General features: G+C 56.8%; 20 protein-coding genes. 8 read left to right on the top strand and 12 right to left on the bottom strand.

Annotation, left to right across the window (positions count from 1 at the left end; translation table 11 throughout):
* The first annotated feature begins 5 nt into the window (after positions 1-5).
* Positions 6-488 carry an L-2-amino-thiazoline-4-carboxylic acid hydrolase gene (locus tag BWI76_RS07255; protein ID WP_004137832.1) on the top strand — a complete coding sequence of 161 codons (483 nt, stop codon included), beginning with the start codon at positions 6-8 and terminating at the stop codon, positions 486-488.
* Positions 485-1,726, top strand: a complete 1,242-nt coding sequence (locus tag BWI76_RS07250) for a Zn-dependent hydrolase (protein ID WP_064371467.1) — start codon at positions 485-487, stop codon at positions 1,724-1,726. The genes BWI76_RS07255 and BWI76_RS07250 overlap by 4 nt, the downstream gene beginning before the upstream one ends.
* Positions 1,727-1,770: 44 nt before the next feature.
* On the opposite strand, the gene BWI76_RS07245 is transcribed toward BWI76_RS07250, so the two are convergent.
* The 4 genes from BWI76_RS07245 to BWI76_RS07230 all read right to left on the bottom strand — a co-directional run bounded on the left by BWI76_RS07245 (position 1,771) and on the right by BWI76_RS07230 (position 6,715).
* A complete protein-coding gene (locus BWI76_RS07245) occupies positions 1,771-2,793 on the bottom strand; it encodes an ABC transporter permease (protein ID WP_171016429.1) in 1,023 nt (340 codons plus the stop codon).
* Between the two features lie 19 nt (positions 2,794-2,812).
* The gene (locus tag BWI76_RS07240; RefSeq protein ID WP_004130130.1) at positions 2,813-4,297 is read right to left on the bottom strand and encodes a sugar ABC transporter ATP-binding protein; all 1,485 of its coding nucleotides are present in this window, start codon (positions 4,295-4,297) and stop codon (positions 2,813-2,815) included.
* 24 nt (positions 4,298-4,321) lie between these two features.
* Entirely contained in the window at positions 4,322-5,245 is a 924-nt protein-coding gene (locus tag BWI76_RS07235) for a sugar ABC transporter substrate-binding protein (protein WP_004130128.1), read from the bottom strand.
* Positions 5,246-5,695: 450 nt separating this feature from the next.
* A complete protein-coding gene (locus BWI76_RS07230; RefSeq protein ID WP_049088998.1) occupies positions 5,696-6,715 on the bottom strand; it encodes a LacI family DNA-binding transcriptional regulator in 1,020 nt (339 codons plus the stop codon).
* 99 nt (positions 6,716-6,814) lie between these two features.
* Between BWI76_RS07230 and BWI76_RS07225 the strand changes: the two genes are divergently transcribed.
* Positions 6,815-7,822: a Gfo/Idh/MocA family oxidoreductase gene (locus BWI76_RS07225; RefSeq protein ID WP_004137837.1), complete on the top strand. Its 1,008-nt coding sequence runs from the start codon at positions 6,815-6,817 to the stop codon at positions 7,820-7,822.
* 39 nt (positions 7,823-7,861) lie between these two features.
* Here BWI76_RS07225 and BWI76_RS07220 read toward each other — a convergent pair whose 3' ends face one another.
* Positions 7,862-8,893 carry a Gfo/Idh/MocA family protein gene (locus tag BWI76_RS07220; RefSeq protein WP_004137839.1) on the bottom strand — a complete coding sequence of 344 codons (1,032 nt, stop codon included), beginning with the start codon at positions 8,891-8,893 and terminating at the stop codon, positions 7,862-7,864.
* A 162-nt stretch (positions 8,894-9,055) separates the two neighbouring features.
* Between BWI76_RS07220 and BWI76_RS07215 the strand changes: the two genes are divergently transcribed.
* Positions 9,056-9,931, top strand: coding sequence for an extended-spectrum class A beta-lactamase OXY-6-4 (locus BWI76_RS07215; RefSeq protein WP_004137840.1), 876 nt, complete (start codon positions 9,056-9,058; stop codon positions 9,929-9,931).
* Positions 9,932-10,080: 149 nt separating this feature from the next.
* On the opposite strand, the gene BWI76_RS07210 is transcribed toward BWI76_RS07215, so the two are convergent.
* From BWI76_RS07210 to cadC, 6 genes are all read right to left on the bottom strand, one after another.
* Positions 10,081-10,494, bottom strand: coding sequence for a hypothetical protein (locus BWI76_RS07210; RefSeq protein WP_004130120.1), 414 nt, complete (start codon positions 10,492-10,494; stop codon positions 10,081-10,083).
* Between the two features lie 148 nt (positions 10,495-10,642).
* Positions 10,643-12,160 carry a lysine--tRNA ligase gene (gene lysS / locus BWI76_RS07205; RefSeq protein ID WP_004137841.1) on the bottom strand — a complete coding sequence of 506 codons (1,518 nt, stop codon included), beginning with the start codon at positions 12,158-12,160 and terminating at the stop codon, positions 10,643-10,645.
* A gap of 267 nt (positions 12,161-12,427) precedes the next feature.
* Positions 12,428-13,912, bottom strand: a complete 1,485-nt coding sequence (gene dtpD / locus BWI76_RS07200) for a dipeptide permease DtpD (protein WP_024358909.1) — start codon at positions 13,910-13,912, stop codon at positions 12,428-12,430.
* A 59-nt stretch (positions 13,913-13,971) separates the two neighbouring features.
* Positions 13,972-16,119 (bottom strand): lysine decarboxylase CadA, encoded by a 2,148-nt coding sequence (cadA, locus tag BWI76_RS07195; protein WP_004130111.1) that lies wholly within the window; start codon positions 16,117-16,119, stop codon positions 13,972-13,974.
* An 81-nt stretch (positions 16,120-16,200) separates the two neighbouring features.
* Complete coding sequence (gene cadB / locus BWI76_RS07190; protein WP_024358910.1) at positions 16,201-17,538, bottom strand: cadaverine/lysine antiporter; 1,338 nt, start codon at positions 17,536-17,538, stop codon at positions 16,201-16,203.
* Positions 17,539-17,902: 364 nt separating this feature from the next.
* Positions 17,903-19,435 carry a lysine decarboxylation/transport transcriptional activator CadC gene (gene cadC / locus BWI76_RS07180; protein ID WP_004137845.1) on the bottom strand — a complete coding sequence of 511 codons (1,533 nt, stop codon included), beginning with the start codon at positions 19,433-19,435 and terminating at the stop codon, positions 17,903-17,905.
* Between the two features lie 353 nt (positions 19,436-19,788).
* Here cadC and BWI76_RS07175 point away from each other — a divergent pair, with 353 nt between their 5' ends.
* A complete protein-coding gene (locus tag BWI76_RS07175) occupies positions 19,789-20,655 on the top strand; it encodes a GNAT family N-acetyltransferase (RefSeq protein ID WP_004137846.1) in 867 nt (288 codons plus the stop codon).
* Positions 20,656-20,691: 36 nt separating this feature from the next.
* Here BWI76_RS07175 and BWI76_RS07170 read toward each other — a convergent pair whose 3' ends face one another.
* Positions 20,692-21,567 carry a LysR substrate-binding domain-containing protein gene (locus BWI76_RS07170; protein WP_004137847.1) on the bottom strand — a complete coding sequence of 292 codons (876 nt, stop codon included), beginning with the start codon at positions 21,565-21,567 and terminating at the stop codon, positions 20,692-20,694.
* Positions 21,568-21,705: 138 nt separating this feature from the next.
* On the opposite strand from BWI76_RS07170, the gene BWI76_RS07165 reads away from it, so the two are divergent.
* The 3 genes from BWI76_RS07165 (at position 21,706) to BWI76_RS07155 (ending at position 25,235) form a co-directional block, all read left to right on the top strand.
* Positions 21,706-22,248, top strand: coding sequence for a hypothetical protein (locus BWI76_RS07165; protein WP_049088974.1), 543 nt, complete (start codon positions 21,706-21,708; stop codon positions 22,246-22,248).
* 9 nt (positions 22,249-22,257) lie between these two features.
* On the top strand, positions 22,258-23,085 hold the full coding sequence (locus BWI76_RS07160; RefSeq protein WP_049130778.1) for an MBL fold metallo-hydrolase: 828 nt from the start codon (positions 22,258-22,260) through the stop codon (positions 23,083-23,085).
* Positions 23,086-23,258: 173 nt separating this feature from the next.
* Positions 23,259-25,235, top strand: coding sequence for a glycosyl hydrolase family 28 protein (locus tag BWI76_RS07155; protein WP_004137849.1), 1,977 nt, complete (start codon positions 23,259-23,261; stop codon positions 25,233-25,235).
* The last annotated feature ends 28 nt before the right edge of the window (positions 25,236-25,263 follow it).

The following is a 25,263-nucleotide window of genomic DNA, read 5'->3' as shown; positions in this document are numbered from 1 at the left end:
ATGTGATGAGTGATCATAATGAGCTGGGCATTCTCGCCCGCCGCAAAATTGAAGCAGAAATAATCAAGCCGATTTACGACATCCTGGTACGCGAGATAGGTAAGGCTCGCGCCCAGGCGGTCATCGGCGAAGCGATTGAAAACGCCGCCATTGAGGCGGGAAAAGCGTTTGCCCGCCAGGAGCCTGACGGCGCGGATATTCGCAGCTTTGTCGCGCTGCAGTATCTGTGGGAGAAAGATAATGCCCTGGAGGTCACGGTGCTGGACGCCGACGACCAGCAGTATAACTACAACGTAAACCGCTGCCGCTACGCCGAGATGTATCACGAAATGGGCCTCGGCGAGATTGGCCACCTGCTCTCTTGCGCCCGCGACGATAAATTTATCGTCGGCTACGCCCCGGACGTGGAGCTGACCCGCACCACCACCATCATGGAGGGCGGTAAGTGCTGTGACTTCCGCTATCGCGTGCAAAAGGACAAGTCATGATAACCGTCAACGGCGCACGTCTGTGGTCGACGCTCAACGAGATGGCGCTGCTCGGCGCCACGCCGGCAGGCGGCGTGACCCGGCTGGCGCTCAGCGAAGAGGATCGTCAGGCGCGCGACCTGCTGCGCCAGTGGGCGCGGGAAGCCGGCTTTCCCTGCGAAGTCGACAGCATGGGCAATATGTTTATTCGCCGCGCCGGTAAAAATTCGCAGTTAGCCCCGGTGCTGACCGGTTCCCACGTCGACTCCCAGCCGCTCGGCGGCCGCTATGACGGCATTTACGGCGTCCTCGCCGGGCTGGAGGCGCTGCGCACGCTGAACGATCGCGGCATTGAGACCGAACGCGATATCGTGCTGGTGAACTGGACCAACGAAGAGGGTGCGCGCTTTGCCCCGGCGATGCTGGCATCCGGCGTGTGGGCCGGGCAGTTTAGCGAAGATTTCGCCCTCGCCCGTATAGACCGCGACGGCATCAGCGTTAGCGCGGCGCTGGAGGCTATCGGCTATCGCGGGGAATGTCCGGCCGCCGCCTTCCCGCTCCACGCCTGCTACGAAGTGCATATCGAACAGGGGCCGATTCTGGAAGAAGAAGGCGTTGATATCGGCCTCGTTCACGCGGCAATGGGCCAGCGCTGGTTCAACGTCACCCTGGAGGGCTTTTCCGCCCACGCAGGCACCACGCCGATGGGCAGCCGCCGCGACGCGCTGACCGCTTTCGCCGAGTTGGCGCTGGCGGTGGAGCATATCGGTATCGCCCATAATCCCGACGGGCGCGCGACTATTGGGATGGCGCAGGTCATACCGGGCTCGCGCAACGTGGTGCCGGGACGCGTGGCGTGCAGCGTCGAGTTTCGTCATCCGCAATCCCCGGCGCTGGAAGCCATGGAACGGGAACTGCATCGCGCCGCTGAAGCGCTGGCGGCGCGGGGCGTGGCGGCAAACGTCGAGCGCATTTTTGATTACGCGCCCATTGCCTTTGATGGCGAGTGTCTGGCGCGCAGCCAGCGAGCGGCGGACGAACTGGGCTATAGCGCGCGAACCATGGTCTCCGGCGCCGGTCACGATACCTGCTATATCAGCAAGGTCGCGCCCGCCAGCATGATTTTCATTCCCTGCGAGAAGGGCATTAGCCATAACGAAGCGGAGAACATTCTGCCGGAATGGGCGGAGAAAGGGGCGAACGTGCTGCTCAACAGTTTACGTCTTGCCGCGGATGAGTCCGCTTGCGGCGCGGCATAAACGCGACATAGCCCACGGCAGTACAGGCCGTGGGCTATTGCCGATTAATGCTTTTTGCGGTTGCGGCGCATATCGATAGTCACCGCTGCGACGATAATGATGCCTTTGATAATATCCTGCACGTAGGCGTCGACGCCGACAAAGGTAAACCCGCTTTTAATCAGGCCGAGGATCATCGCGCCGATTAAGGTCCCGGTGATACGCCCCACCCCGCCCATCAGGCTGCTGCCGCCGATAACCGCTGCGGCGATAGCATCCAGTTCGTAGGACATGCCCATGCTCGACTGCCCGCTGCTGACGCGCGCCGCCAGCACCACGCCCGCGAGGCCGGAGAGCGCCCCGGCGATGGCATAGACGATCACCAGGTATTTATTCACGTTGATACCGGAGACCTTGGCCGACGTCATGTTACCGCCGATAGCGTAAACGTATTTACCGTAGCGAGTATGCTTCAGGGCAATATGGAACACCGCGGCGACGACGAAGAAAATAATCACCGGCATCGCCCCCTGGCCGATGGCGGTAAAGCTGTCGGATAAGAAGCTGATGGGGTTGCCCTGAGTGTAATACTGCGCCAGACCGCGCGCCGACACCATCATCCCAAGCGTCGCGATAAACGGCGGGATGCCGGTGCGGGTCACCAGAAAGCCGTTGGTTAAGCCGCACAGCAGGCCGACGCCGATACCGGCGCCAATCGGGATAATCGCCGGCATATTGACCAGCGACGGGAACATCGGCGACAGGCTATCGGAGGTTTGCGCAAGGCTTGCCGCCACCACGGCGGCGAGCGCGATCACCGACCCGGAGGAGAGATCAATGCCGGTGGTAATAATGACCTGGGTGACCCCGACCGCGATAATACCGATAATCGCTACCTGTAAAACAATTAATATCAGGCGATTGGTGTTTAATAAAAAGGACTGGTCGCGGACGTACCAGCCGGCAATTTCAAAAGTCAGGGCAATCACCAGCATGACGATAAATATCCCGGTATCTTTCGGCAGCCGGTGGCGCAATTGCCCAAAGAAAGAGGGTTTCTCAGTGACCGGGGTTGCCGTTATTTTCATATTGCTCATTCTCTGTGCCTCAGTGGGATGCCAACGACAAAATGGTTTCCTGGTCGGCGTCCTCTTTATCGAGGATGCCGGTAATACGCCCTTCATGCATAACCATCACCCGATCGCTCATCCCGAGAATCTCAGGTAATTCTGAAGAGACCATAATCACCGCCACGCCGCGGTTGGCCAGCTCGCTGATCAGATGGTAAATTTCCGCTTTTGCCCCGACGTCGATTCCGCGCGTCGGCTCATCGAGGATCAGTATTTTCGGCTGCGCCAGCAGCCAGCGGGCAATCAGTACCTTCTGCTGATTACCGCCGCTGAGGTTATTAATAATCTGATCCATGGTGGGGGTTTTAATATTCAGGCGGCGGATCTGCTCCATGCAGTCTTCGGCCATTTTGAGGTGCTGAACAAAGCCGGTTTTACCGATATATTCCGGCATTTTGACGATGCTCATATTCTCCAGCACCGACAGCACGAGAAACAGCCCGGACTTTTTCCGGTCTTCCGTCAGCAACGCCATCCCTTTCTCAATCGCCGTCGAAGGCGAATCAATATTGACCGGCATCCCATCAATCAGCACTTCGCCGCTATCGGCTTTCTCCATGCCGAACAGGCTCTCCATCACTTCGCTGCGCCCGGCTCCCACCAGCCCCGCCACGCCGAGGATTTCGCCGCGGCGGACGCTAAAGTTGATATCGTGAAACGCCCCCTTGCGCGATAGATTGCGGACGGTCAGCACCTCTTCGCCAATAGCGTTATTGAACTTGGGAAAGAGCTGGGTGAGCTCCCGGCCGACCATCTGGGTAATCAGCGACTGGCGGGTAAACTCGGTGGTCTGTTTACTGCCGACCCAGGTGCCGTCGCGAAATACGCTGATCTCATCGGTAATCGCGAAAATCTCATCCATTTTATGGCTGATATAGATAATGGCTTTTCCCTGCTGGCGTAAATCGCGAATAATGGTAAACAGATGCGCCACTTCGCTCTCGGTTAACGCCGAGGTCGGCTCATCCATAATCACAATATCCGCGTTCCACGAAACCGCTTTGGCAATTTCCACCATCTGCTGGGAGGCGATACTTAACTCCCCCACCAGCCGGTCGGCGGATAATCGGATATTCAATTTATCCAGCAGATCCTGCGTCTGACGGGCAAGCTGGCGATGATCGACAAAACCATATTTCATCGGCTCGCGGCCGAGCCAGATATTTTCCGCCACCGTCATGTGCGGCACCAGGTTCAGCTCCTGGTGGATCATCGAGATCCCGGAGCGCAGCGCGTCCATCGTATCCTGAAACTGGACCGGCTCCCCTTTAACGCGGATCGCGCCCTTATCGGGACGGTAGATCCCGATAAGGCATTTCATCAGCGTGGATTTTCCGGCGCCGTTTTCGCCCATCAGCGCGTGCACCGTCCCCGGGCGCACGCGTAATGAGACGTTGTCGAGCGCCTTCACGCCGGGGAAGAATTTGCTGATCCCTTCGGCTTCAAGTGCAAAAGCGTTCATACTTCACCTCCGTACCCTGAGCGACTATTTCTGGTTGCGATTAACGAACTCAGCCATGTTGTCTTTGGTGATCAGCTGATAAGGGACGTCAATGACCTTTTCCACTTTCTCGCCGTTGGCCAGCTTAATGGCGGCATCCACCGCGCCTTCGCCCTGCCCTTTGGCATCCTGGAAAATCGTGGCGATCATTTTGCCGTTTTTGAGCATTTGCAGGGCATCGGGCGTCCCGTCCACGCCGGCAATCAGGATATGGTTCGGGTTTTTACCCAGCGCCTGCAGCGCGCCGATCGCCATTTCATCGTTGTTGGAGGCGATGGCCTGAATGTCTTCGCCGCTGGTCATCCAGTTGCTGACCACGTCAACGGCGTCGTTACGGGTAAATTTAGCGGTCTGCTTCTGCACGATTTTGATATCCGGGTACTTCGCCACCACCTCTTCGACGCCTTTGGTGCGGTCACGGGTCGATTCATTCGCCAGGTCGCCGAGCAGAATGGCGACGTTACCTTTGCCGTTCATCGCTTTGGCTAACGCTTCCATCTGTAAGCGCCCCGCCAGCACCGAGTCGGAGCCGACGTAGGCCATTTTGTCGGTCAGCTGCGCCTGCGGGCGGCGGTTAACAAAGATCAGCGGAATGCCCGCTTTGGTCGCCTGGTCCATAATCGGTTTGACCGCGTTGGTATCCACCGGGTTGACGATAATCGCGTCGACGCCCTGGCCAATAAAGTTCTGTACCTGCTGTAGCTGCTGGGAGACGTCGCCTTTGGCATCTTCCACCTGCGCCTTAACGCCGTCTTTTTGCATCTCTTTTTGCATGGCGGTGCGCAGAATCGTCAGGAAGTTGTCATCGAAAAGCGCCATCGAAACACCGACCGAAATATCTTTCGCCATCACGACCGCTGGCAGCATGCAGGCTATCAAAGAGGCAACAACCGTTTTCTTGATGTTCATAGTTGATCCTTTATTTTCAGGTGCATCGGTTAGGTAAGGTAAAATGAAAAAATAGTTTCATTAATCGTGCGCTAAGCGCCTGCTTTTTCAGCTTTTCGAAAAAACGGCCTGCGCGCTGGCGCCTTTTTCACGGGTGATCGAAATCACAAAATTCAGTTGTTTTAAAATGGTTTTTTGAAACATCAGTCCATTTGTCGCGAAAGAAAAATTCCAGACCATTTATTTCATTAACAACACATATGAAACTTTTATAAGTAAATAACTGAAATGAAAATTTTAAAACTACACGTTAACAGAACTTTGACACACATCTAACATTGACGCATAAACGCGCAAAAAATGAGAGGCAGCCGACGGTTTGCCGCGCGGCGCGCCGATAGCGGCAGCGGTATGAAACGGGGTATCAGATACGGGGTTAAAAGGGGATATTGTCCCGCGGACCGCGAGCGTTCAGTCGACGTTTTCAGCGCTGTAAAGGATAAATTCGACCTTGCCGTCGCTAAAGAGATGCGGCTGATAGCCGGTTTCCAGGTGACGCAGAGCCAGCTCCACCGCCAGGCGGGCATGCTGATGGGCATGCTGATCGATCGTCAACGCCATTCCGCCCTGCGCCAGCTGTTCACGGGTGGTTCGGTAACGTTCATGGGTGATCCAACAGCACTCGCCGTAGCGGCGGTGGCGAGCCAGCGCCTGCGCCACCTGCGTGTTGCCCAGCCCGGTATTGTAGATGCCCACCACGTCGCGGTTGCGGCGCAGGGCCTCTTCCAGCAGGCGGTCGATCCGCTGCCGGTTGTCCTCCCCCGCCAGCACCTCGCCGAGCTGCAGATGCGGAAAGCGCTGGGTTATCACCTCGCGGAATCCCTGAATACGCAAACGATGGGCGCTGAAGTCCTGGCGTCCGCTGAGCATCAGCACTTCTCCAGGCCGATGCGCCATTAATCCCATCATCCTGCCCGCGGTGCGGCCAGCCTGCTGCTGATCGATGCCGACGTGGCAAAGCCTTTGCGCGCCGGGCAGATCGGTAACCAGCGTAATCACCGGCACGTTCGCCTCGCGGCACTGGCGCAAAGCCTCGTAGACCAGCGGATGTTCGTTGCCAAAGACAATCAGCGCATGGCGCTTTTTGCTGCTGCGGATAATGCTTTTCGCCAGCTTTTCCGGCGCGGACTCCGCCACCAGCGTACGGTGCAGCGTCAGTCGGCGATAGCCAAGGCTATCCGCCACGTCGGCGAAATCCTGCGTCAGGCGGGTGAAAAAGCGCGAATCGTTACCGCTGAGAAACACTTCTATTTGCCACGGGAGACGGCGCTCTTCCGGCAGAATGCGCTTCAGCCCGGCTTCCCGTGCGGCCTGCAGCACCTTACGCGTGGTTTCCGGCGACACGCCGCCGCGTTCGTTAAGCACCCGGTCAACGGTTGCTACGCCCACGCCAATCCGTTTAGCCAGCGCCTCCAGCGACATGCTTTTCATCGTTTCCCCCATGATGGAAATCCATCAAAACGCCTGTGTCGGTCAGTGTAGCAAACGGATTACTTTGGCAACGCTGAATCCCTCTTTCTGGAGAAAAAAATGACCTGCATTCGTTTTGCCTTGTTGGGCAGCGGTTTTATCGGCCAGGTTCACGCCGCCAGCCTCGCTCGCCATGAGCGAACCGTTCTGTCCATGGTGGCTGACGCCGACCCCGAACGGGCGAAAGCGCTGGCGTCCCGCTACGGCGCGCGGGCGGTAACCGTCGCCGAGGCCATCAATAGCGACGCCATTGACGCGGTACTGATCGCCAGCTCGACGCCTTCACACGCGGCGCTGCTGGCGGCTGCCGCCCGCGCCGGGAAAGCGGTCTACTGCGAAAAACCGATCGATCTTTCGCTGGCCCGCGCCCGCCAGGTCGTCGAGAAAGTGCTGCCGCTCGGGGTACCGGTGACCGTTGGCTTTAACCGCCGCTTCGACGCCAGCCACCAGCAGCTGCGCCGGGAGATCGAGGCCGGGGTGATTGGCAAAATCGAACTGGTGCAGATGGTGTGTCGGGCATCGATTATGCCGCCGCTGGAATATCTGCGCAGCTCCGGCGGCCAGATGCGCGACCAGGCGATTCACTTCTTTGACCTGCTGCGCTTTCTTACCGGTGATGAAGTGACAACCGTCGCCGCCATGGGGGATGCGCTGGCGCTGGCGGAAATTGCTGAATTCGACGATGTCGATACTTCCATTCTGATGCTGCGGATGCGCGGCGGCGCAATGGCGCAGCTGGACAACACCCGGCGTACCGGCCACGGCTACGATGAGCGCATTAGTCTGCTTGGCTCGGATGGCGTGCTGGAGTCCGGCAGCCAGACAACGCGCGGCGTCACGCTGTGGCAGGGAGAGCGCCGCATTCAGCCCGGCCTCTACCCGGACTGGTTCAGCCGCGTCGAGGGATCGTACTACGCGCATCTGGACGCGTTTGTCCGCTCGCTAGGCGGAGAAGAGGTGGCGGACCTGCCGGGGCTGCTGGACGGCCTGCGGGCGCAGGCCATCGCCGAAGCCGCCGTGCTCTCGCTGCAGCAGGGGCAATTTGTCAGCGTCGAACCGCTGGCGTAAAAAAGCCCCGTATGCGGTCGGCATACGGGGCCGCTTCGCTTAGCGCTCTTCGTTAAATACCACGCCAATCTGCCGCCGCACTTCATCCATCACGCTCAGGTTTTCCAGCACCCTGGCCAGCGGGCGGATCGGCGAGTCCGTCAGCCCCTGACCGACGCACCAGGCAAAATGCTCGGCCTGATAAAACAGCTGGTCGTAGCGGTTGCGCGGCTCCTCCCAATGCAGCACCTGCCCGCCCTGACTGGCGGCCAGGGTAAAATTCCCCGGCGCGTAGAACTGCCCGTCAAGGGTAAGAGTCGCATCGCGTCCGGCCACCACCGCGCCGCCCGGCGTGTTGCTGAACAGGGTGGTGTTCAATAATCCCTGGAGGCCCTTTTCCCAGTTAAACAGCATCGAAATCTGCCCGTTGACGCCTCTTTGGGCGGGGCGTCCGCGGGCGATAATATCCTGCGGTACGCCGCCGACCATCACGCTGAATGAGGTCAGATAGCTGCCGAGATCCATCATCGGCCCGCCGGCGAGATCGGCATTAAAAATGCGATGATCCGGGGTAAAGAATTCGCCGTGATCGGCGAGCAGCGTGTGCAGGTCGCCCAGAACGCCGTCCTCCAGCAGCTGGCGAATCACGTCATACTTCGGCGCGTAGTCGCACCACATCGCCTCCATCGCCAGCGTCCCCTGCTTCACGGCTTCCGCTTTCAGCGCCGCGCCTTCCCGCCGGTTCAGCGCAAACGGCTTTTCAATCAGCACATGCTTGCCCGCCCGCAGCGCACGCAGCCCGTCGGGAAAGTGGTGGTTATGCGGCGTGGCAATATATACCGCGTCAATATCCGGTCGCGCCAGCATCTCATCCACCTGAGCATAAGCCTGCGGGATCCCCCAGCGGGCAGCAAAGGCGTCGGCTTTTTGCTGCGTGCGCGAGGAGACGGCAACCACCTGCTGGCGGCTGAGCTCTTTTAACGATTTCACAAAGCGCTCGGCAATCCAGCCGGGGCCAATAATCCCCCAGCGCAGCGTGGGGATCGCCGAGGCGGCGTGGTGGCGCGGTTTTGGTAACTGTGACGGGAACATAGCGGCTCCTGATTTTATTTTGCCGGGGAGGGACACTATAAGCAGGCGCGGAGGAGGACGAATAACGAATTTATGATGGAATTCCATCATCGACATAGTGCTTGTCAAAAGCGCGGGAGTCGCGGATAGTCCGGGCAGCTCATCACTATCAAGGAGTCAGAGATGTTGAAAAGTTCGTGGCGTAAAAGCGCCCTGATGGCCGCCGCCGCCGTTCCGCTGCTGCTGGCGAGCGGTTCATTATGGGCCAGTGCCGATGCTATCCAGCAAAAGCTGGCTAATTTAGAAAAACGGTCCGGTGGCCGGCTGGGCGTGGCGCTGATTAACACGGCGGATGATTCGCAAACCCTTTATCGCGGCGACGAACGTTTTGCCATGTGCAGCACCGGTAAAGTGATGGCCGCCGCCGCGGTGTTAAAGCAGAGCGAAAGCCATCCCGATGTGGTGAATAAAAGGCTGGAGATTAAAAAATCGGATTTAGTGGTCTGGAGCCCGATTACCGAAAAACATCTGCAAAGCGGAATGACCCTGGCGGAACTCAGCGCGGCGGCGCTGCAGTACAGCGACAATACCGCGATGAATAAGATGATTAGCTACCTTGGCGGACCGGAAAAGGTGACCGCATTCGCCCAGAGCATCGGGGACGTTACTTTTCGTCTCGATCGTACGGAGCCGGCGCTGAACAGCGCGATACCCGGCGATAAGCGCGATACCACCACCCCGTTGGCGATGGCCGAAAGCCTGCGCAAGCTGACGCTGGGCAATGCGCTGGGCGAACAGCAGCGCGCCCAGTTAGTGACGTGGCTAAAAGGCAATACCACCGGCGGGCAAAGCATTCGCGCAGGCCTGCCCGCAAGCTGGGCGGTCGGGGATAAAACCGGCGCCGGAGATTACGGCACCACCAACGATATCGCGGTGATCTGGCCGGAAAATCATGCCCCGCTGGTGTTAGTGACCTATTTTACCCAGCCGCAGCAGGATGCGAAAAGCCGCAAAGAGGTGTTAGCCGCGGCGGCGAAAATCGTGACCGAAGGGCTGTAGTCCGGGAACAGGCCCGAACTGCAACCCTCTGCGCTCTGCTCCCGGGGGCGGCGCTCAACGCGCCTTGCCCGGGCTACGGGTTCACCGCCGTCTGCGGACCGGCGCAACGCGCCGCCTCCGGGACAGCCTGAATAGACAGCCGCCACATATTAGTCGGTAATTTTAAACGTCAGCGCGTAGGCGCTGGTTTTCCCTTCATCACGCGCGCCGCCCATCTGATATACCCGCACCGTATATTTCCCGCTGACACCCAGACGCTGTTCAAAAATATCGCCGCTCATCGAACCGTTAAAAATCGCGTGATTATCCGGGGTAATCACATTAAAAAAGGGATGCGGCCACTGGCTGTTCATACCGATATGCATCATCTGGCCGGCTTTCGCCTCCAGCGTATAGTCATTAACATCGTCGCCGGTCACGGTACTTTTTATTATCGTGCCGTTGCTGCCTTTATCAAAATGAATGGTATTGCTGTTTATATTATCACTTGCCATTGATAATACTGACGTTAATAAATAACTTGCACAGATCACGCCGCCAACAATTAATTTTATTTTTTTCATTTAATTAACACCTTATGTTTTTTATGCGCGCTGTTATAGCACATAAGGTGCCCGGAGTAAGCTTATTCGCCATATCACTCGCCGGGATAAACGCGTCGAAATTAAGGCCCCCCGCTCAAATAAACGAGGGGCCTGGTTTCAGCATGATTTATTTCTGCGGACGCATTGCCGGGAACAGGATAACATCGCGGATGGTGTGGCTGTTAGTGAACAGCATCACCATACGGTCGATACCGATGCCCAGACCGGCGGTCGGCGGCAGACCGTACTCCAGCGCGGTGACGTAGTCTTCGTCGTAGAACATCGCTTCATCATCCCCCGCCGCTTTGGCGTTGACCTGATCCTGAAAACGCTGGGCCTGGTCTTCCGCGTCGTTCAGCTCGCTAAAGCCATTACCGATTTCACGTCCGCCGATGAAGAATTCGAAGCGGTCGGTAATTTCCGGGTTCACGTCGTTACGGCGCGCCAGCGGCGATACTTCCGCCGGATACTCGGTGATAAAGGTCGGCTGGATCAGATGCGCTTCCGCCACTTCGTCGAAAATTTCGGTGACGATACGCCCCAGGCCCCAGCTCTTCTCAACGTGAATGCCGATGGATTCCGCCAGCGCTTTCGCCGCATCGAAGTTATCCAGATCCGCCATCTCGGTTTCAGGACGGTATTTCTTGATCGCTTCGCGCATGGTCAGTTTTTCAAACGGCTTACCGAAATCGAACACCTGGTCGCCATACGGCACTTCGGTTTTACCCAGTACGGTCTGCGCCAGCGTGCGGAACAGGGATTCGGTCAGTTCGATCAGATCTTTGTAATCCGCATACGCCATATAGAGTTCCATCATGGTGAACTCTGGGTTATGACGCACGGAGATACCTTCGTTACGGAAGTTACGGTTGATTTCGAACACCCGTTCGAAGCCGCCGACCACCAGCCGTTTCAGGTACAGCTCCGGCGCGATGCGCAGATACATATCCAGATCGAGCGCGTTGTGATGGGTGATAAACGGACGCGCGGAGGCGCCGCCGGGGATCACCTGCATCATCGGCGTTTCGACTTCCATAAAGCCGCGCGCGACCATGAACTGACGCATGGTCGCCAGGATCTGCGAACGCACCTTGAAGGTGTGGCGCGACTCTTCGTTGGAGATCAGATCCAGATAGCGCTGGCGATAGCGCGCTTCCTGATCCTGCAGGCCGTGAAACTTGTCCGGCAGCGGGCGCAACGCTTTGGTCAGCAGACGCAGCTCGGTGCAGTGAATGGAGAGTTCGCCGGTCTGGGTTTTGAACAGCTTACCGCGGGCGGCGATGATGTCGCCGAGATCCCATTTCTTAAACTGCTCGTTGTAGACGCCTTCCGCCAGATCGTCGCGGGCGACGTACAGCTGAATGCGTCCGCCCACGTCCTGTAAGGTGACGAAGGAGGCTTTACCCATAATACGGCGGGTCATCATGCGGCCAGCCACGGAGACCTCGACGTTCAGAGAGGTGAGCTCGTCGTTTTCCCTACTATCGTATTCAGCATGGAGCTGGTCGGAAGTATGGTCACGGCGAAAGTCGTTCGGGAACGCCACGCCCTGCTCGCGCAGCGCGGCCAGTTTTTCACGACGGGTTTTCAGTTCATTATTAAGGTCAATTGCCTCATCGGCACCTTGTGCTTGTTGTTCAGACATGTTGGTTCCTCATAACCCTGCTTGCAAACTTGCTTCGATAATTGAACCAGGCCTGTTCCGGCGTCGGCGCCGGAGAACAATCTTAAGGAGCCTGGCTTCAATTGCGGCTGATTTCACTCAGCCCTGTCTTTTGTAACCTCTTTTTATCTTCGGCTTTCGCGCCCGCCAGAATATCCTCCTCCTGTTCAGTAAGGGGTGCAAGGAGCGGCTTTTTGCTCCGTTTAGGGATGCGATAATCCCGGAGGCGGTGCTGCGCACCTGTCCGGGCTACAGATCCTGGGCGTTGACGCCGGGAAGTTCACCGGCGGCCGCGCGGCGTTTGCCGACGCTGAACGCGGCGGCGAAGGCGACAACGACAATGACCGCCACGCAGCCCAGCGTCCATTCGCCCATCTGGGCAAAGAAGTGCTGATACGCGGCAATCGCCGTATCGCTGATTTGCGACTCGGTAGTCTGCTGCGCCACCACGCCCGCCAGCCAGTTGGCTACCGCGCCGGTCGCCAGCATATAAATCCCGGTCAGTACCCCGGTGACGCCGGGCATATTGAGGCGGGTGATCTGCGCCATCGCCACCGGGTCGATAAACAGCTCGGCGAAACCCATCAGCGCCAGGCCGGCCACCATCATGCCCATCGATGCCTGTCCCTGTGCCGCGCCGTGGCGCGCGTTAAGCGCCAGCAGCATAAAGCCGCAGCCCATCAGCACCAGGCCAAAGGCGAACTTCAGCCATACGCGCAGCGCCGAGCGGGTCGCGCCCTCCGGCCGCATCAGCCACGCCAGCACGACGCCCGCCGCCATCACCGCCACGGCGTTAACCGACTGGAACAGCGCGGTCGGCACCTCAATATTCAGCAGGCGGCGGTTAACAAAGTGGTCGATGAACAGGCTGATCGAACTGCCGCCCTGCTGCGCCAGTACCCAGAACAGGGTCCCGGTCAGCATCAGCAGAACGATTTGCCACAGCGCGCGGCGATGCTCCGGGGATTTGACCATAATGCGCGCCACCATCTGGGCGGCGAATACGCAGACGATCGCCAGCAGGTAGCCGGACCAGTTATTCTCCAGCAGCAGCGTGAAAAACACCGGCGCAACGCAGAGCATCACCACCAGCCAGCCCCAGGTCGGCAGCACAAATTTCACCGCCCGCAGCGCCTGTTTATCGACGCCGCGCGCGTGGCGGAAGTAGCGGCTGCCGCTTAAGAAAATCATCAGGCCGACAAACATGCCGATACCCGCCAGCGCAAAGCCGATATGCCAGCCGTACCACTGCGCCGCCAGCCCGCAGGCGATAGGCGCGGCGATGGAGCCGACGTTCCCGGCGGCGTACAGCAGCGAGAAACCGCCGTCGCGGCGAGGGTCGTCAACGGCGTAGAGCTCGCCCAGCAGACAGCTGATGTTGGATTTGAACAGACCGTAGCCGCAGATAATGATCGCCAGCGCGAGGTACAGGCTCCAGGTGGAATCGGATTCGACGCCCAGCACTACGTGGCCAAGCGTCATTAATAGCGCGCCGGCAATGACCGCCGTGCGGTTGCCGAGCAGGCGGTCGGCAAGCCAGCCGCCGAGAATAGGAGTGACGTACACCAGGGAGGCGTAGGCGCTGAACAGACTGATGGCGTGGCTGTCATCAAAGCCGAGCTGATGGGTGAGATAGAGGATGAGTAAGGCACGCATGCCGTAAAAGCTGAAATATTCCCAGATTTGGATCGCAACGATGTAATAGATCGCGCGCGGCTGTGAGGGTGTTTTCATGTGTTCTCCTTGCAGCGTGAAAAAGGGAAGCGGCAAGCCACTTCCCTGTTGTGCATCGATTATTTGTTGTTTTCTTCTCTCAGCACTTTAACGGTGTAACGACCATCCGCCTGACGATAGGCGCCGTGGATATCGGTTTCGAAGCCCGGATAGTGGGCGCCGATTTCGCACAGCATCTGCAGGAATTCCAGCACCGGACGGCTCTCTTCGGTGATCATTTCACCCGGCATCACCAGCGGCACTCCCGGAGGATACGGCAGGATCATGTTGGCGTTGACGCGGCCCACCATCTCTTCGAGATACACCTCTTCGGTCTGACCGTGCAGCTCTTTCTGGAACGCGGCGTACGGCGTGATCATCATGGTTGGCAGCACTTCGAACGCGCGGAACATCAGGTCCGGCAGGTTGTGGTGCTCAATCAGTTTGTGAATGTTCTGCGCCAGTTCCTGAACGCGCATGTTTTCGTAGAATTCAGGATCTTCACGGTACAGCGACGGCAGCATGTTTTTCACCCGCAGGTTCAGGTCGAACGCGCGTTTGAAATCGGTCAGCGCGCGCAGCAGGCTCAGCGCTTTGGTTTTGTCGATACCGATGCTGAACAGGAACAGCAGGTTGTACGGACCGGTTTTTTCGACCACGATGCCGTGCTCATCGAGATACTTCGCCACGATGCTTGCCGGAATACCGAAATCATCCATGGTGCCGTCTTTCTTCATCCCCGGGGTCAGCAGCGTGACTTTAATCGGGTCGAGATACATATGTTCGTTATCGATGTTTTTGAAACCGTGCCACGCGCTGTCGGAGCGCAGCGGCCAGCATTCCGCGCCATCAATATGTTCCGGCTGCCAGACGTCGAAGAACCAGCCGTCGGATTCGCCTTTCAGGCGTTTAATCTCTTTACGGAACTTAATTGAACGTTCGATAGAGCCGTCAATCAGGCGCTTACCGGCGTTGCCTTTCATCATCGCCGCCGCGGTTTCCGTCGAGGCCACCACGCCGTAGTGCGGAGAAGTGGTGGTGTGCATCATGTAGGCTTCGTTAAAGGTTTCTTCGTTTACGTCGCCTTTAACATGAATCATTGATGCCTGAGAAAACGCCGCCAGCAGTTTGTGCGTGGACTGGGTTTCGTAAATAACTTTCCCTTCGACGCGGCCGCCGCTCATCCCGCATTTGCCTTCATAAATCGGCGAGAAGTTGGTGTAAGGCACCCACGCGGAGTCAAAGTGGATGGATTTCACATCCAGGGTTTTCTTGATGTAGTCCGTGTTGTACAGCAGGCCATCATAGGTGGAGTTGGTGATCACCGCGTGCACCGGCCAGGTCGCGTTCGGGGTTTCTTTCACGCGCTTCGCGATGGTCGCGTGCTGGAATTCGCTCTGCGGGATACCGCCGAGGATGCCGTAAGCGTTACGGGTCGGGCGGAAGTAGATTGGCGTAATGTCGCTCATCATCATCAGATGGGTCAGCGATTTATGGCAGTTACGGTCAATCAGCACGGTGCTACCGGCCGGGGCGGAATACATACCGACGATTTTGTTGGCGGTAGAGGTGCCGTTGGTCACCATGTAGCTGCGTTCTGCGTTGAAGACGCGGGCGATGTACTCTTCCGCTTCTTTATGCGGGCCGCTGTGATCCAGCAGGGAACCGAGTTCAGAAACTGAAATCGAGATATCGGATTTCATGGTATTGGAACCAAAGAAATCGTAGAAGATGCTGCCGACCGGGCTTTTCTGGAACGCGGTACCGCCCATGTGGCCTGGGGTACAGAAGGTATATTTGCCTTCACGCACGTATTTAAACAGCGCTTTGGTCAGCGGCGGCAGAATGGTGTCGATATACTCGTCGGTATTCTGTTTGATTTTGTTCGCAATATCTTCCGCCGCGCCCAGCGCATATTCGAAGAAGCGAACCTGCATGCGCAGATCGTTGAGGCTCACGTCCAGCGTTGAGTAAGTATTCGCAAAGGCGTACAGCGGCATATATTCGTTCATTTTGCTGATGTCTTCGCACAGTTCGAGATTGTATTTATCCCAGTCGAAGATCACGCCGCACAGACGCGCATTGTTTTCGATCAGTTTTAATAAGTCGTCACGGTCGTTCGGGTAGACAATACGGAAGTCCAGGCGTTCGAGGGCGCGATGCAGCTCACGGATGGGCTCTTCTTTGAAGTAAACACCCATGTGATTCATGATTGCGATAACGTTCATAGTCAAATCTCCAGATAAAGAAAGCCCCTCCCGCCACGTCGTGACAGGTGATGGAAGGAGCCTCAGGAATAGGGTTACGGATTAATGCGCGCTGGCGGTGCTGCTATCAGCGGAGCCGTCGTTACTCTGACGCTGGTGCATTTTGCGGCCGTAGAACATCAGGATGATCAGGCTGACGATAAAGGTGCCGGCCAGTTCGAAGGAGCTTGCCCCCATCAGGGCGATGAAACAGAACCCGCAGCCGAGGACGGAGCAAATCAGGCTGACGAAGTTGCGGACGTTAATGCCTTCGAAGCGAATCAGGTCAACGCAGGAGTAGAAGTAAGGCAGCATGGTCAGCAGAACCGCGATACCGGTCAGCTCGCCGAACAGGTCGGAGGCTTTCCCGCCGGTGGAGTTCATCAGGGTGATCAGCACCATCAGGACGGTCATTTTCACCGCGGCCAGCAGCAGGCCTTTTTTCGGGTTGCCGTTTTTATCCAGTTCACCGTAGATTTTCGGGAAGTTGCCGTCGTTAGCGGCGCGCACGCCGGCCTGGCCGACCAGCATCATCCACGAACCGAGAGAAGTCAGGCAGGCAAAGGCGGTAAAGGCCGACACCATCGGCGCAGCCCAGCCGCCAAGGATAGTCGATGCGCTGATAGCAAACGGCGCGCCGGACGCGGCCATCTCAGACGCAGGGTACATACCGGCGATGACCTGGGTCGCGGCGATATACACGATACCCGCCAGCGCGGTCCCCAGCATGGTGGCCAGCGGTACGGTACGTTTCGGGTTTTTCACCATCCCGGTACTGACGGCGGCAGATTCTACCCCGACAAAGGCCCACAGACAGAGAAGGATACTTTTCACCACCGCATGGCTATCCGTCGTGGCTGAGGTGTTCCAGTTTGCCTGATAGGTGGCAACGTCAAACCAGTGCCAGCCGACCACCGCGGTCATCACGACCGGAATAAGCACCAGCACCAGACCAATAGTCGTCAGGCGGCTTACCCAGGTACCGCCGAGCATATTCACGAAGGTGAATATCCACACGATGGCAATACAGGCAATACCTGCCGGTACCGGGTTATTTAAAATAGGGAAGAATGTTGATAAATAAGAGACGGCGGTAATGCCGATTGCCAGATTGCCGATCCAGTTAGCGTGATAATAAAGCACACCGGTCTGGAAACCGAACGCCGGAGATATTTCGCCGGCGTAGGCGATGGGGCCACCCTGCTGCGGGTTTTTGGTCGCCAGACGGGCATATACATAAGCCAGCGACATCGCGCCAATAATAGATATTACCCAACCCCAAATGGCGATAGAACCGATACTCGCCAGGTTCGCAGGTAATAATGCAATACCGCTCCCCATCATATTACCGGCTACCACGCCGGTACAGGCAAATAGCCCGATCTTCTTGGCAGAACTCATGTTTGCTTTTCTCCTAAGTTTATTTGGGAGGTACAGATCATGATGATGAACCTTTTATTGACCCGACCAACTGCCAATCAGATTACGGATTAGTACGAGATAAGTCCTAAAGATAAAGTGAAATAACTGCAAACATCAGACAAATGATATTTTGACCTTTTTCGCGCAACATATCAGGATGACATGTTGAGGTCATGAAAAGATAAATATTAATAAATTACATGCATTTACGAACACAATTTCGTGTTGAAGATGTGTTAAAAACAAGCAAGAAAAGGATATAAAATATAACAACAGAGGCGCTCATGAGAAACATAAGTTTAACCTCACCACGGCCAAAACCATGACCATGATGAGGGTTTACTTATTCTGAAGCGAGGAAGTTATCGAGATACGGAACCACGCGGGTAACCGAGGTCTGAAATACCGCGTTTTCAATCCAGTAAAATGTATTCTCACCCGGACGTAAATTAAACGCCGTCAGGTAAGCATCGGCAGCTTCCCGGTTCTGCCCTTTCATTTCGTAGACCTTACCCAGCAGCACATAATTCATCCACGACATTTCCAGATCAATGCCGGTATTAATCGCGCTGTAGGCTTCATCGACTTTGCCTTTGCCCAGCATATCTACCGTTTTAATCTGATAAAATATTGCCATGTCTTTAATCCCCGGCATATTACCCACCCGGGTTATTTCGCTGTAAAGATCGGCAAGCTGTTTATCATCCAGCGGCTGCTGAGAATGGCGTAATACGTCCACCAGCGCTTTTTCCGCCCAGGCATAGGTAAAGTCCGGCGACTGTTTATTCACGTCGGCAAGCAGGCTACTGGCTTTTCCGAGTGAATCGACGTCTCCATTCATTAATAGCTGATGCGCCTGATAGAAATGGGTAAGCGCGATACTTTGCGACGGCTGATATTGCTTTAACATCTCCTGCATCCGCGCCGGCCACGGCTGCTTCAGCGCCTCAGACAGGCTGCTCAGCAGGTCGTTCTGAATCGACAGCTGGTTGTCGCTGGTGACAAAGTAACGCTTATCCATCATGGTCGAACCGTCGGCGTTATCCACCACCTTCACCGACATAAAGCACTGCTGCGCGCGGTAGTGCCGCTGGTTGACGAACTCAATGGTCAGGGTTTTACCGGAGCTGCTCGGCTCATTGATGTTGTAGTTGGTTTTATCGTGCACCATAAAGGTGGAGAAGGTGTTCAGCGAGGTGGTAATCAGGCTCCCGAGACCAATGGCATAGGAGTGCTGCGATGACCAGTTGTTGCAGGCGCTGCCGCTGAGCAGGTGAATATCAACATCGCGCGGGTTGAGCAGCAGCCGCGTTTTCGTGACCGGCGGGCGCGACTCGAGGGTCGATAACGCCACCAGCGCCACGCAGCTCGCGAGGGCCAGCAGAAACAAGCCCCAGACGATAAACGTACTCAGCCGCTTGCGTTTTTCCGGCTTTACCACCGGCGCCATCTCTGGCGCAGCCGCCTCAGGCTGCGGGGAAACCGATGGCGCGTCCACGGCGACCGTCGGCGTTTCTGCCGGGATAACCGGCGTCAGTTCTTCCCCCTCTTCCGTACACCAGATCACCGGCACCGTTAGCTTATAGCCTCGCTTGGGTACGGTCGCGATATATTCAAGGCTGCCGTCGTCGCCATCTTTCAGCGACTTACGTAGCTCAGAGACGCTTTGCGTGACGACATGGCTGGTGACAACGTTGCGGGTCCAGACATTATCGATGAGCTCATCCCGGCTGAGTACTTCCCCAGGATGACGGGCAAAGAAAACCAGAAGATCGATTAAGCGCGGTTCGAGAGTTAGCTGACGCCCCTTGCGGCTAATTTGGTTAACAGAGGGAGTAACCAGCCATTCTCCAACGCGAACAACAGGTTGTTGCATAAAAAAGAGCCCCAGGACGAAACGGGAAAGGCGCGATGATATCACATTTACCCTACCTATTAATGATAGGGGTCATGACCATGAACGCAATATATTCATCTTCGTTTTTGACGACTGGCAAATTTTCATTTGCTAAAGGCGTTTTTTTGCCTCACAGCGACGTTTCTTAAGCGTGCGAAAGCTTACCCTTTTTCGCGCGATTTTCCCGGATTGTGTGACCTGAGCAAGGCTTAGGCGCGACAATCGTCGCCCATCAGCGGGGATATGCTATTTTTAGGTCGCCCGACAGAGATCGGACCGCCGAACAGATGGCCGAAAACAGTGCCTCACCCGCAGCGTAAGGAATGTCGACGATGACCTGGAAATTAGTTAAGCAAATTGTGCACGATGACGCGTTAAGAAAGAGCTTCATTGACCTGGCGATTAAAACCTTCGATCTCTCCTTTAAAGAGTGGTACCGCAAAGGCTACTGGACCGACGCCTATATTCCCTACGCCCTGGTCAGCAACAATAAAGTGATTGCTAACGCCTCCGCCAATATTATCGACCTGATCTGGCAGGGCGAACCCCGCCGCTATATCCAAATCGGCACCGTAATGACCGATATCGATCATCGCAATCGGGGCCTCGCCGGGCAGCTTGTGAATGAGATTTTGGCGGACTGGCAGGATAAAGCCGACGCCTTCTTCCTGTTCGCTAACCCGACAACCGTTGATTTTTACCCGAAATTCGGCTTCGAGCGCACCGACGAGCATCAGTATATTATGCCGGTAGTGCCGGCTGCGGGCGATTTCCGCAAGCTCGATATGGATCGGCCGGAAGACGTTGCGCTATTGCAGCGGTATTATCAAAAATCGAATCCGTTTTCGCAGCTGCGGGTGCAGAATAACTTCGGTTTATTGATGTTCTACTGCTCCGCCTTTATGCAGCACTTCGTCTATTATTCCGAGAAAAACCAGGCGATCGCGATTGCGATGCAAAACGGTCCGGCGCTGATCTGTTTTGATATTTTCTGCGACAGCGGCCGCTCCCTGTCGTCCATTGTCAACCAGCTCGCCGATGACAATACGTACCAGGCTATCCTCGGCTTTACCCCCAAAGAGAATCGGACCGGCGAGTATGAGAAAATCGAAGGCGAAGATATTCTGTTTATCTACGAGCAAAAAGAAAATATTTTCAAAGAGAATAAGCTGATGTTCCCGCTTTTATCCCACGCCTGAGGCTGCGCTTAATGCCAATAAGGCCCTGCCCGGGCCTTATTGCGTCAACAGCCACTGCTCGAACGCCCGTAGCGCCGACTCATTGACGCCGTTTTCCAGCGGCTTCACCAGGCAAAAGCGCTTGCTCAGGCTGCGGGCCTGCGGCCAGGGCGCAGCCAGTAGCCCGTTTTCGATCGCGTTTTCGACGTACACATGGGGCACCAGCGCAACGCCCTGCCCGGCCAGCGCGGCGGCTATCGCCATCTCATGCAGATCGTAGCGCCCCCCCTGCGCCGGATTATCCAGCACGATCCCGCACTCTTCAGCATAGCGCTGCCAGGCGTCGGGATTCTGCCGTCGATGAATTCGCGGCAGCGCGTTCAGTTGGCTGACGAGATCTTCTTCCGTGAGTAGCCCGGCGTGGCATACCGGTACCAGCCTCTCTTCAAACAGAAACTGCATACGCATTCCGGCCCAGGCGGGGTGTTCAAAGTGAAGCGCCGCGTCAAAACCGCTGCCGGTGAGGATAAACGGGTCGGTTCTGACCGCGATATTCAGCGTGATATCCGGATGCCGGTGCTGAAAATCCCCCAGCCGGGGAATGAGCCAGCGGCTGGCGAAGGTCGGCGGCGCGGCGATTTCCAGGCTTCGGCTGCCGTCCGCGGCCCCCATCAGATATTGAGTGTCCCGTTCAAGGCGCTCCAGCGTTTCGCGCACATGGTGCGCATAGCGCGCGCCGTTAGGATTCAGCCGTACCCGGCTCCCCGTCCGCTCAAACAGCCTGCAGTTCAACAGCGATTCCAGACGGGCGATTTGCCGACTGATCGCCCCTTCGGTAAGCGACAGTTCTTCCGCCGCGCGGGCAAAGTTACCGTGCCTGGCGGCAGCCTCAAAAGCCTGCAAAGAGGCGCTGCTGGGGAGTTTTTTTCGCACGATGACCACCTCTGCTGGATTTTGCATTAATGACAAAATGTCATTGAGGGATGAAATAATATCGTTTCAGAGCGCTCAATACACAACGTAGCATGATCAAACGTCAATATCATCACGCCATCATGCAGAGGTCAGCCCATGTTATATATCGTTGAGTGCAGCTACGCCGACCCGGAAAGCGAAGCCGGCTGGAATCGATTTTACAGCCAGCACAAGCTGCCGGCGCTGGTATCCGTCAGCGGGTTCCGCGCTTCGCAGCGCTTCCGGGCGCTCTCCTCCGGCTGCCCGGTCTATCTTGCCATCCATACTATCCATGATGCTGACACCATCGCCAGTGAAGCGTATCGCCATAAAGGCGGCGGCGACTTTGCGCGCTGGCAGGCGCATATTCGCGACTGGCGGCGAAACCTGTATCGGTACAGCGGGGTGTTCCCTGCCGTCTCTGAGGAGGATGTTTTGCTGCTGAGCCCGGAGCCGCTGGACTTTGTGGACTCGGAGCTGGGGTATCAGCCGACAAGACTTCCGGCCGCCGGGCTGGATAATAACCCGTCGCTGCGCGTGGTATACGTTCTGCCGCGCCGGGAGGCGATGCTACTTGCGGGACGGGAAAAAGCCTGGATCTATGAACCCATGGCCGGTCAGCTGCAAAGCCCGGCTGAAAAACAGCCAGCATCACGCTAAGAGGTTTTTATGCGCAATTCATCTTTTGTCACCCGCCAGATTGGCGATTTTCAGGTGACTGCCCTTAGCGACGGCAGCATGGCCGCCGGCCTGGCGCTGCTGTCCGGCATCGATAGCGGCGATGCCGCACAAATCCAGCGCGATGCGGGCGTCATCGACCCCGGCACTATTGACATTAATGGCTATCTTATCCGCGGCCGGGGAAGAACGATTCTGATCGACGCGGGGACGGGAGGCGGCGTGCTGGAAACCAGTCTGCGGGCGGCGGGAAGTGCGCCAGACGACGTTGATACCGTCCTGCTGACCCACGCTCACCCGGATCATATCGGCGGCCTGCTGGATGCCAACAGCGCGCCGCGCTATCCCAACGCTCGTCTTCATCTGCATCCTCTGGAAGCGGAGTACTGGCAGGATGACGTCATGTTAAGACGGGCTAATGAGCGCGGGCAGCGAAACTTCGCTCTCGCCCGCCGCACCCTGGACGCGTGGTCCCGGCGCCTCGGGTTTCTGGAGGATCGCGAAGTCGTCGCGGGTATCCATCCGGTCTGGTTACCCGGACATACGCCGGGCCATAGCGGGTTTCGCATTGACGCCGCCGGGCAAAGCCTGCTGATTTGGGGCGATATCGTCCACTTTCCGCATATTCAGGCCGCGCGACCCGCCGCCGCTATCGCTTTTGATTGCGATCCCGTACAGGCCAGAGCGACGCGGGAAGCGATTCTCGCCCAGGCCGCCAGCGAAAACCTGCTGATTGCCGGTATGCATCTTGGCGGATCGGGGTTTGCCCATATCGTACCGACTTCGTGCGGCTATCGTATCGATGATTCTCAGCAGTAGAAGGGAAGCTGGGCGGTGAGGTCCGCCTTTGCTTATCTGATTAAGTTTTTTTTTCGCCTGATGAAAGATTGAACTGACTCGCGTTTATTTTCCCACATAAATATATAATGATGTTTTATTTTAAATGAATTTGAATTTTATTTTCTCATAAAATATGACATTAAGGAAAATCTATGCGCAATACCTTCAGACCTGCACGCGGCATGCTGGCGTTGGCAATCGCACTAGCCGGGCTCGCAGGCGGCTGTAATGACAGCGGCGGAACCGTCGATAACCAGCACGATGCGCCCGCCTCCGCGCCACAAAATGTCATGGTTCCGATACTGTCTGCCGATGAAAACAGCCTGGTGCTGGTCTGGGAAAAACCGGAGTCTGAGACCGAGCAGGTGGTGGACTACGCCGTCTATCGTCAAGGCGAGCGGCTGGGCCTGGCGCGTGAAAATCAAAACCATTTTTCCCCGGCAAAGCCCTATATTGATAACTTCTATCAGCGGATCGCCAGCGACGGCTGGCAGCAGAAAATCGATCTGCGCAGCTTCACGGCCACCAACCTGCAGCCGGATACGGAGTATGCCTTTACGGTGCGCGCGGTCTACGCCAATGGCCAGGAATCTCCGGACAGCGCGGTGGTTAAAGCGCAAACCCGCAAAACGCCGCACGTCATCGAAGCCAGCACATTCGGCGCGAAGGGTGACGGCACCACGCTGAATACCCAGGCGCTGCAGCGGGCCATTGATAGCTGTACCGTCACGCACTATCCTCAGGGCTGCAAGGTGCTGATTTCCGGCGGCGAATTCAAAACTGGCGCGTTGTTCCTGCACAGCGATATGACCCTGGATATTGCGGCTGGCGCCACCCTGCTGGGTTCGGACGATCCGGCCCAGTATCCGCTTGATAAAGGCTATTACCTCTATCCCTATAGCGATCATCCGCAGCCTCGCCGCCCGCCATCATTAATTAACGTGCTGGGCGCGGACGATAAGGGCGAGTCTCCGGCCGGAACGTTTCGTAATATTCGCATCGTTGGGAAAGGCACGATTGACGGCAACGGCTGGACCCGCGGCGTCAAAAGCGGCGGCGATGCGACAATTAGCGACGAATTGGGCAACGCGCTGCCGCAGTACCGGGCCAGCAATGCCAAAAAAGTCGGCGCGGACGGTATTCTGGCAAAGCATCAGACCGAAGCGGCTATCGCGGAAGGGATTGAAAACAATAGCGCCTATAAAAACCGCCGCTCCAGCCTGATGACCTTGCGCGGCGTGCAAAATCTCTACCTTGCCGGACTGACTATTCGTAATCCCGCTTTCCACGGGGTGATGGTGCTGGAGTCAGAAAATATTACCCTGAATGGGCTTGTGCATCAGACCTTTGACGGCAATAACGCCGACGGCGTCGAGTTCGGCAATAGCAAAAACGCGTTGGTCTTCAATAACTTCTTTGATACCGGAGATGATTGCGTTAATTTTGCCGCCGGGTTTGGTAAAGGCGCGAAAACGTTTCATCAGCAGCCGCAAAGCGCGGCGTGGATTTTTAATAACTATTTCCGTAAAGGCCACGGCGCCGTGGTGACGGGTAGCCATACCGGCGCGTGGATCGAAAACGTTCGCGCCGAGGATAACGTCATGTATATGACCGACGTTGGCCTGCGCATGAAGAGCCGCCCCTACTATGGCGGTGGCGTGCGGGAGGTGCTGTTCCGTCATAACGCGATGAAAGATATCGCCAAAGAGCCGTTTGTTTTTACTATCAAATACAGCGCCGACGTAAATGATACGACCCCTGCCGACGAGCCCGCTCAGTTCCGCGACGTTCAGGTGCAGGATGTGACCGTCGATGGTACTTCGGCTAAGCACAGCATCCTGATTGACGGCATGACGGTAGCCGAAATGGCGGAGTCGTTTGGTATTCACTATTCTCGCGATGCCTATCATCAGAATCTGCGTTTTTCCAACGTCAGCTTCCGTAACACCAAAGCAACCAATATCTCTTTCCTGCACGACAGTCAGTTCGATGAGGTAACCTTCGCCAACACGCCGCAGGCCTGGGAATTTTTCGCCGTCAATGACGTAATGCTCGCCGACAGCCTTCATCAGCAGAGCATCACCCGTGGGGAGAACGACAAGGTTATCCTTGAGGGCGCAACGAAGTAATGCCGTTTCCGGCGGCTCCGGTCGCCGG

Source organism: Klebsiella sp. M5al (assembly GCF_002090195.1).
GTDB lineage: Bacteria > Pseudomonadota > Gammaproteobacteria > Enterobacterales > Enterobacteriaceae > Klebsiella > Klebsiella grimontii.
This window is presented reverse-complemented; position numbering and strand designations above follow the sequence as displayed.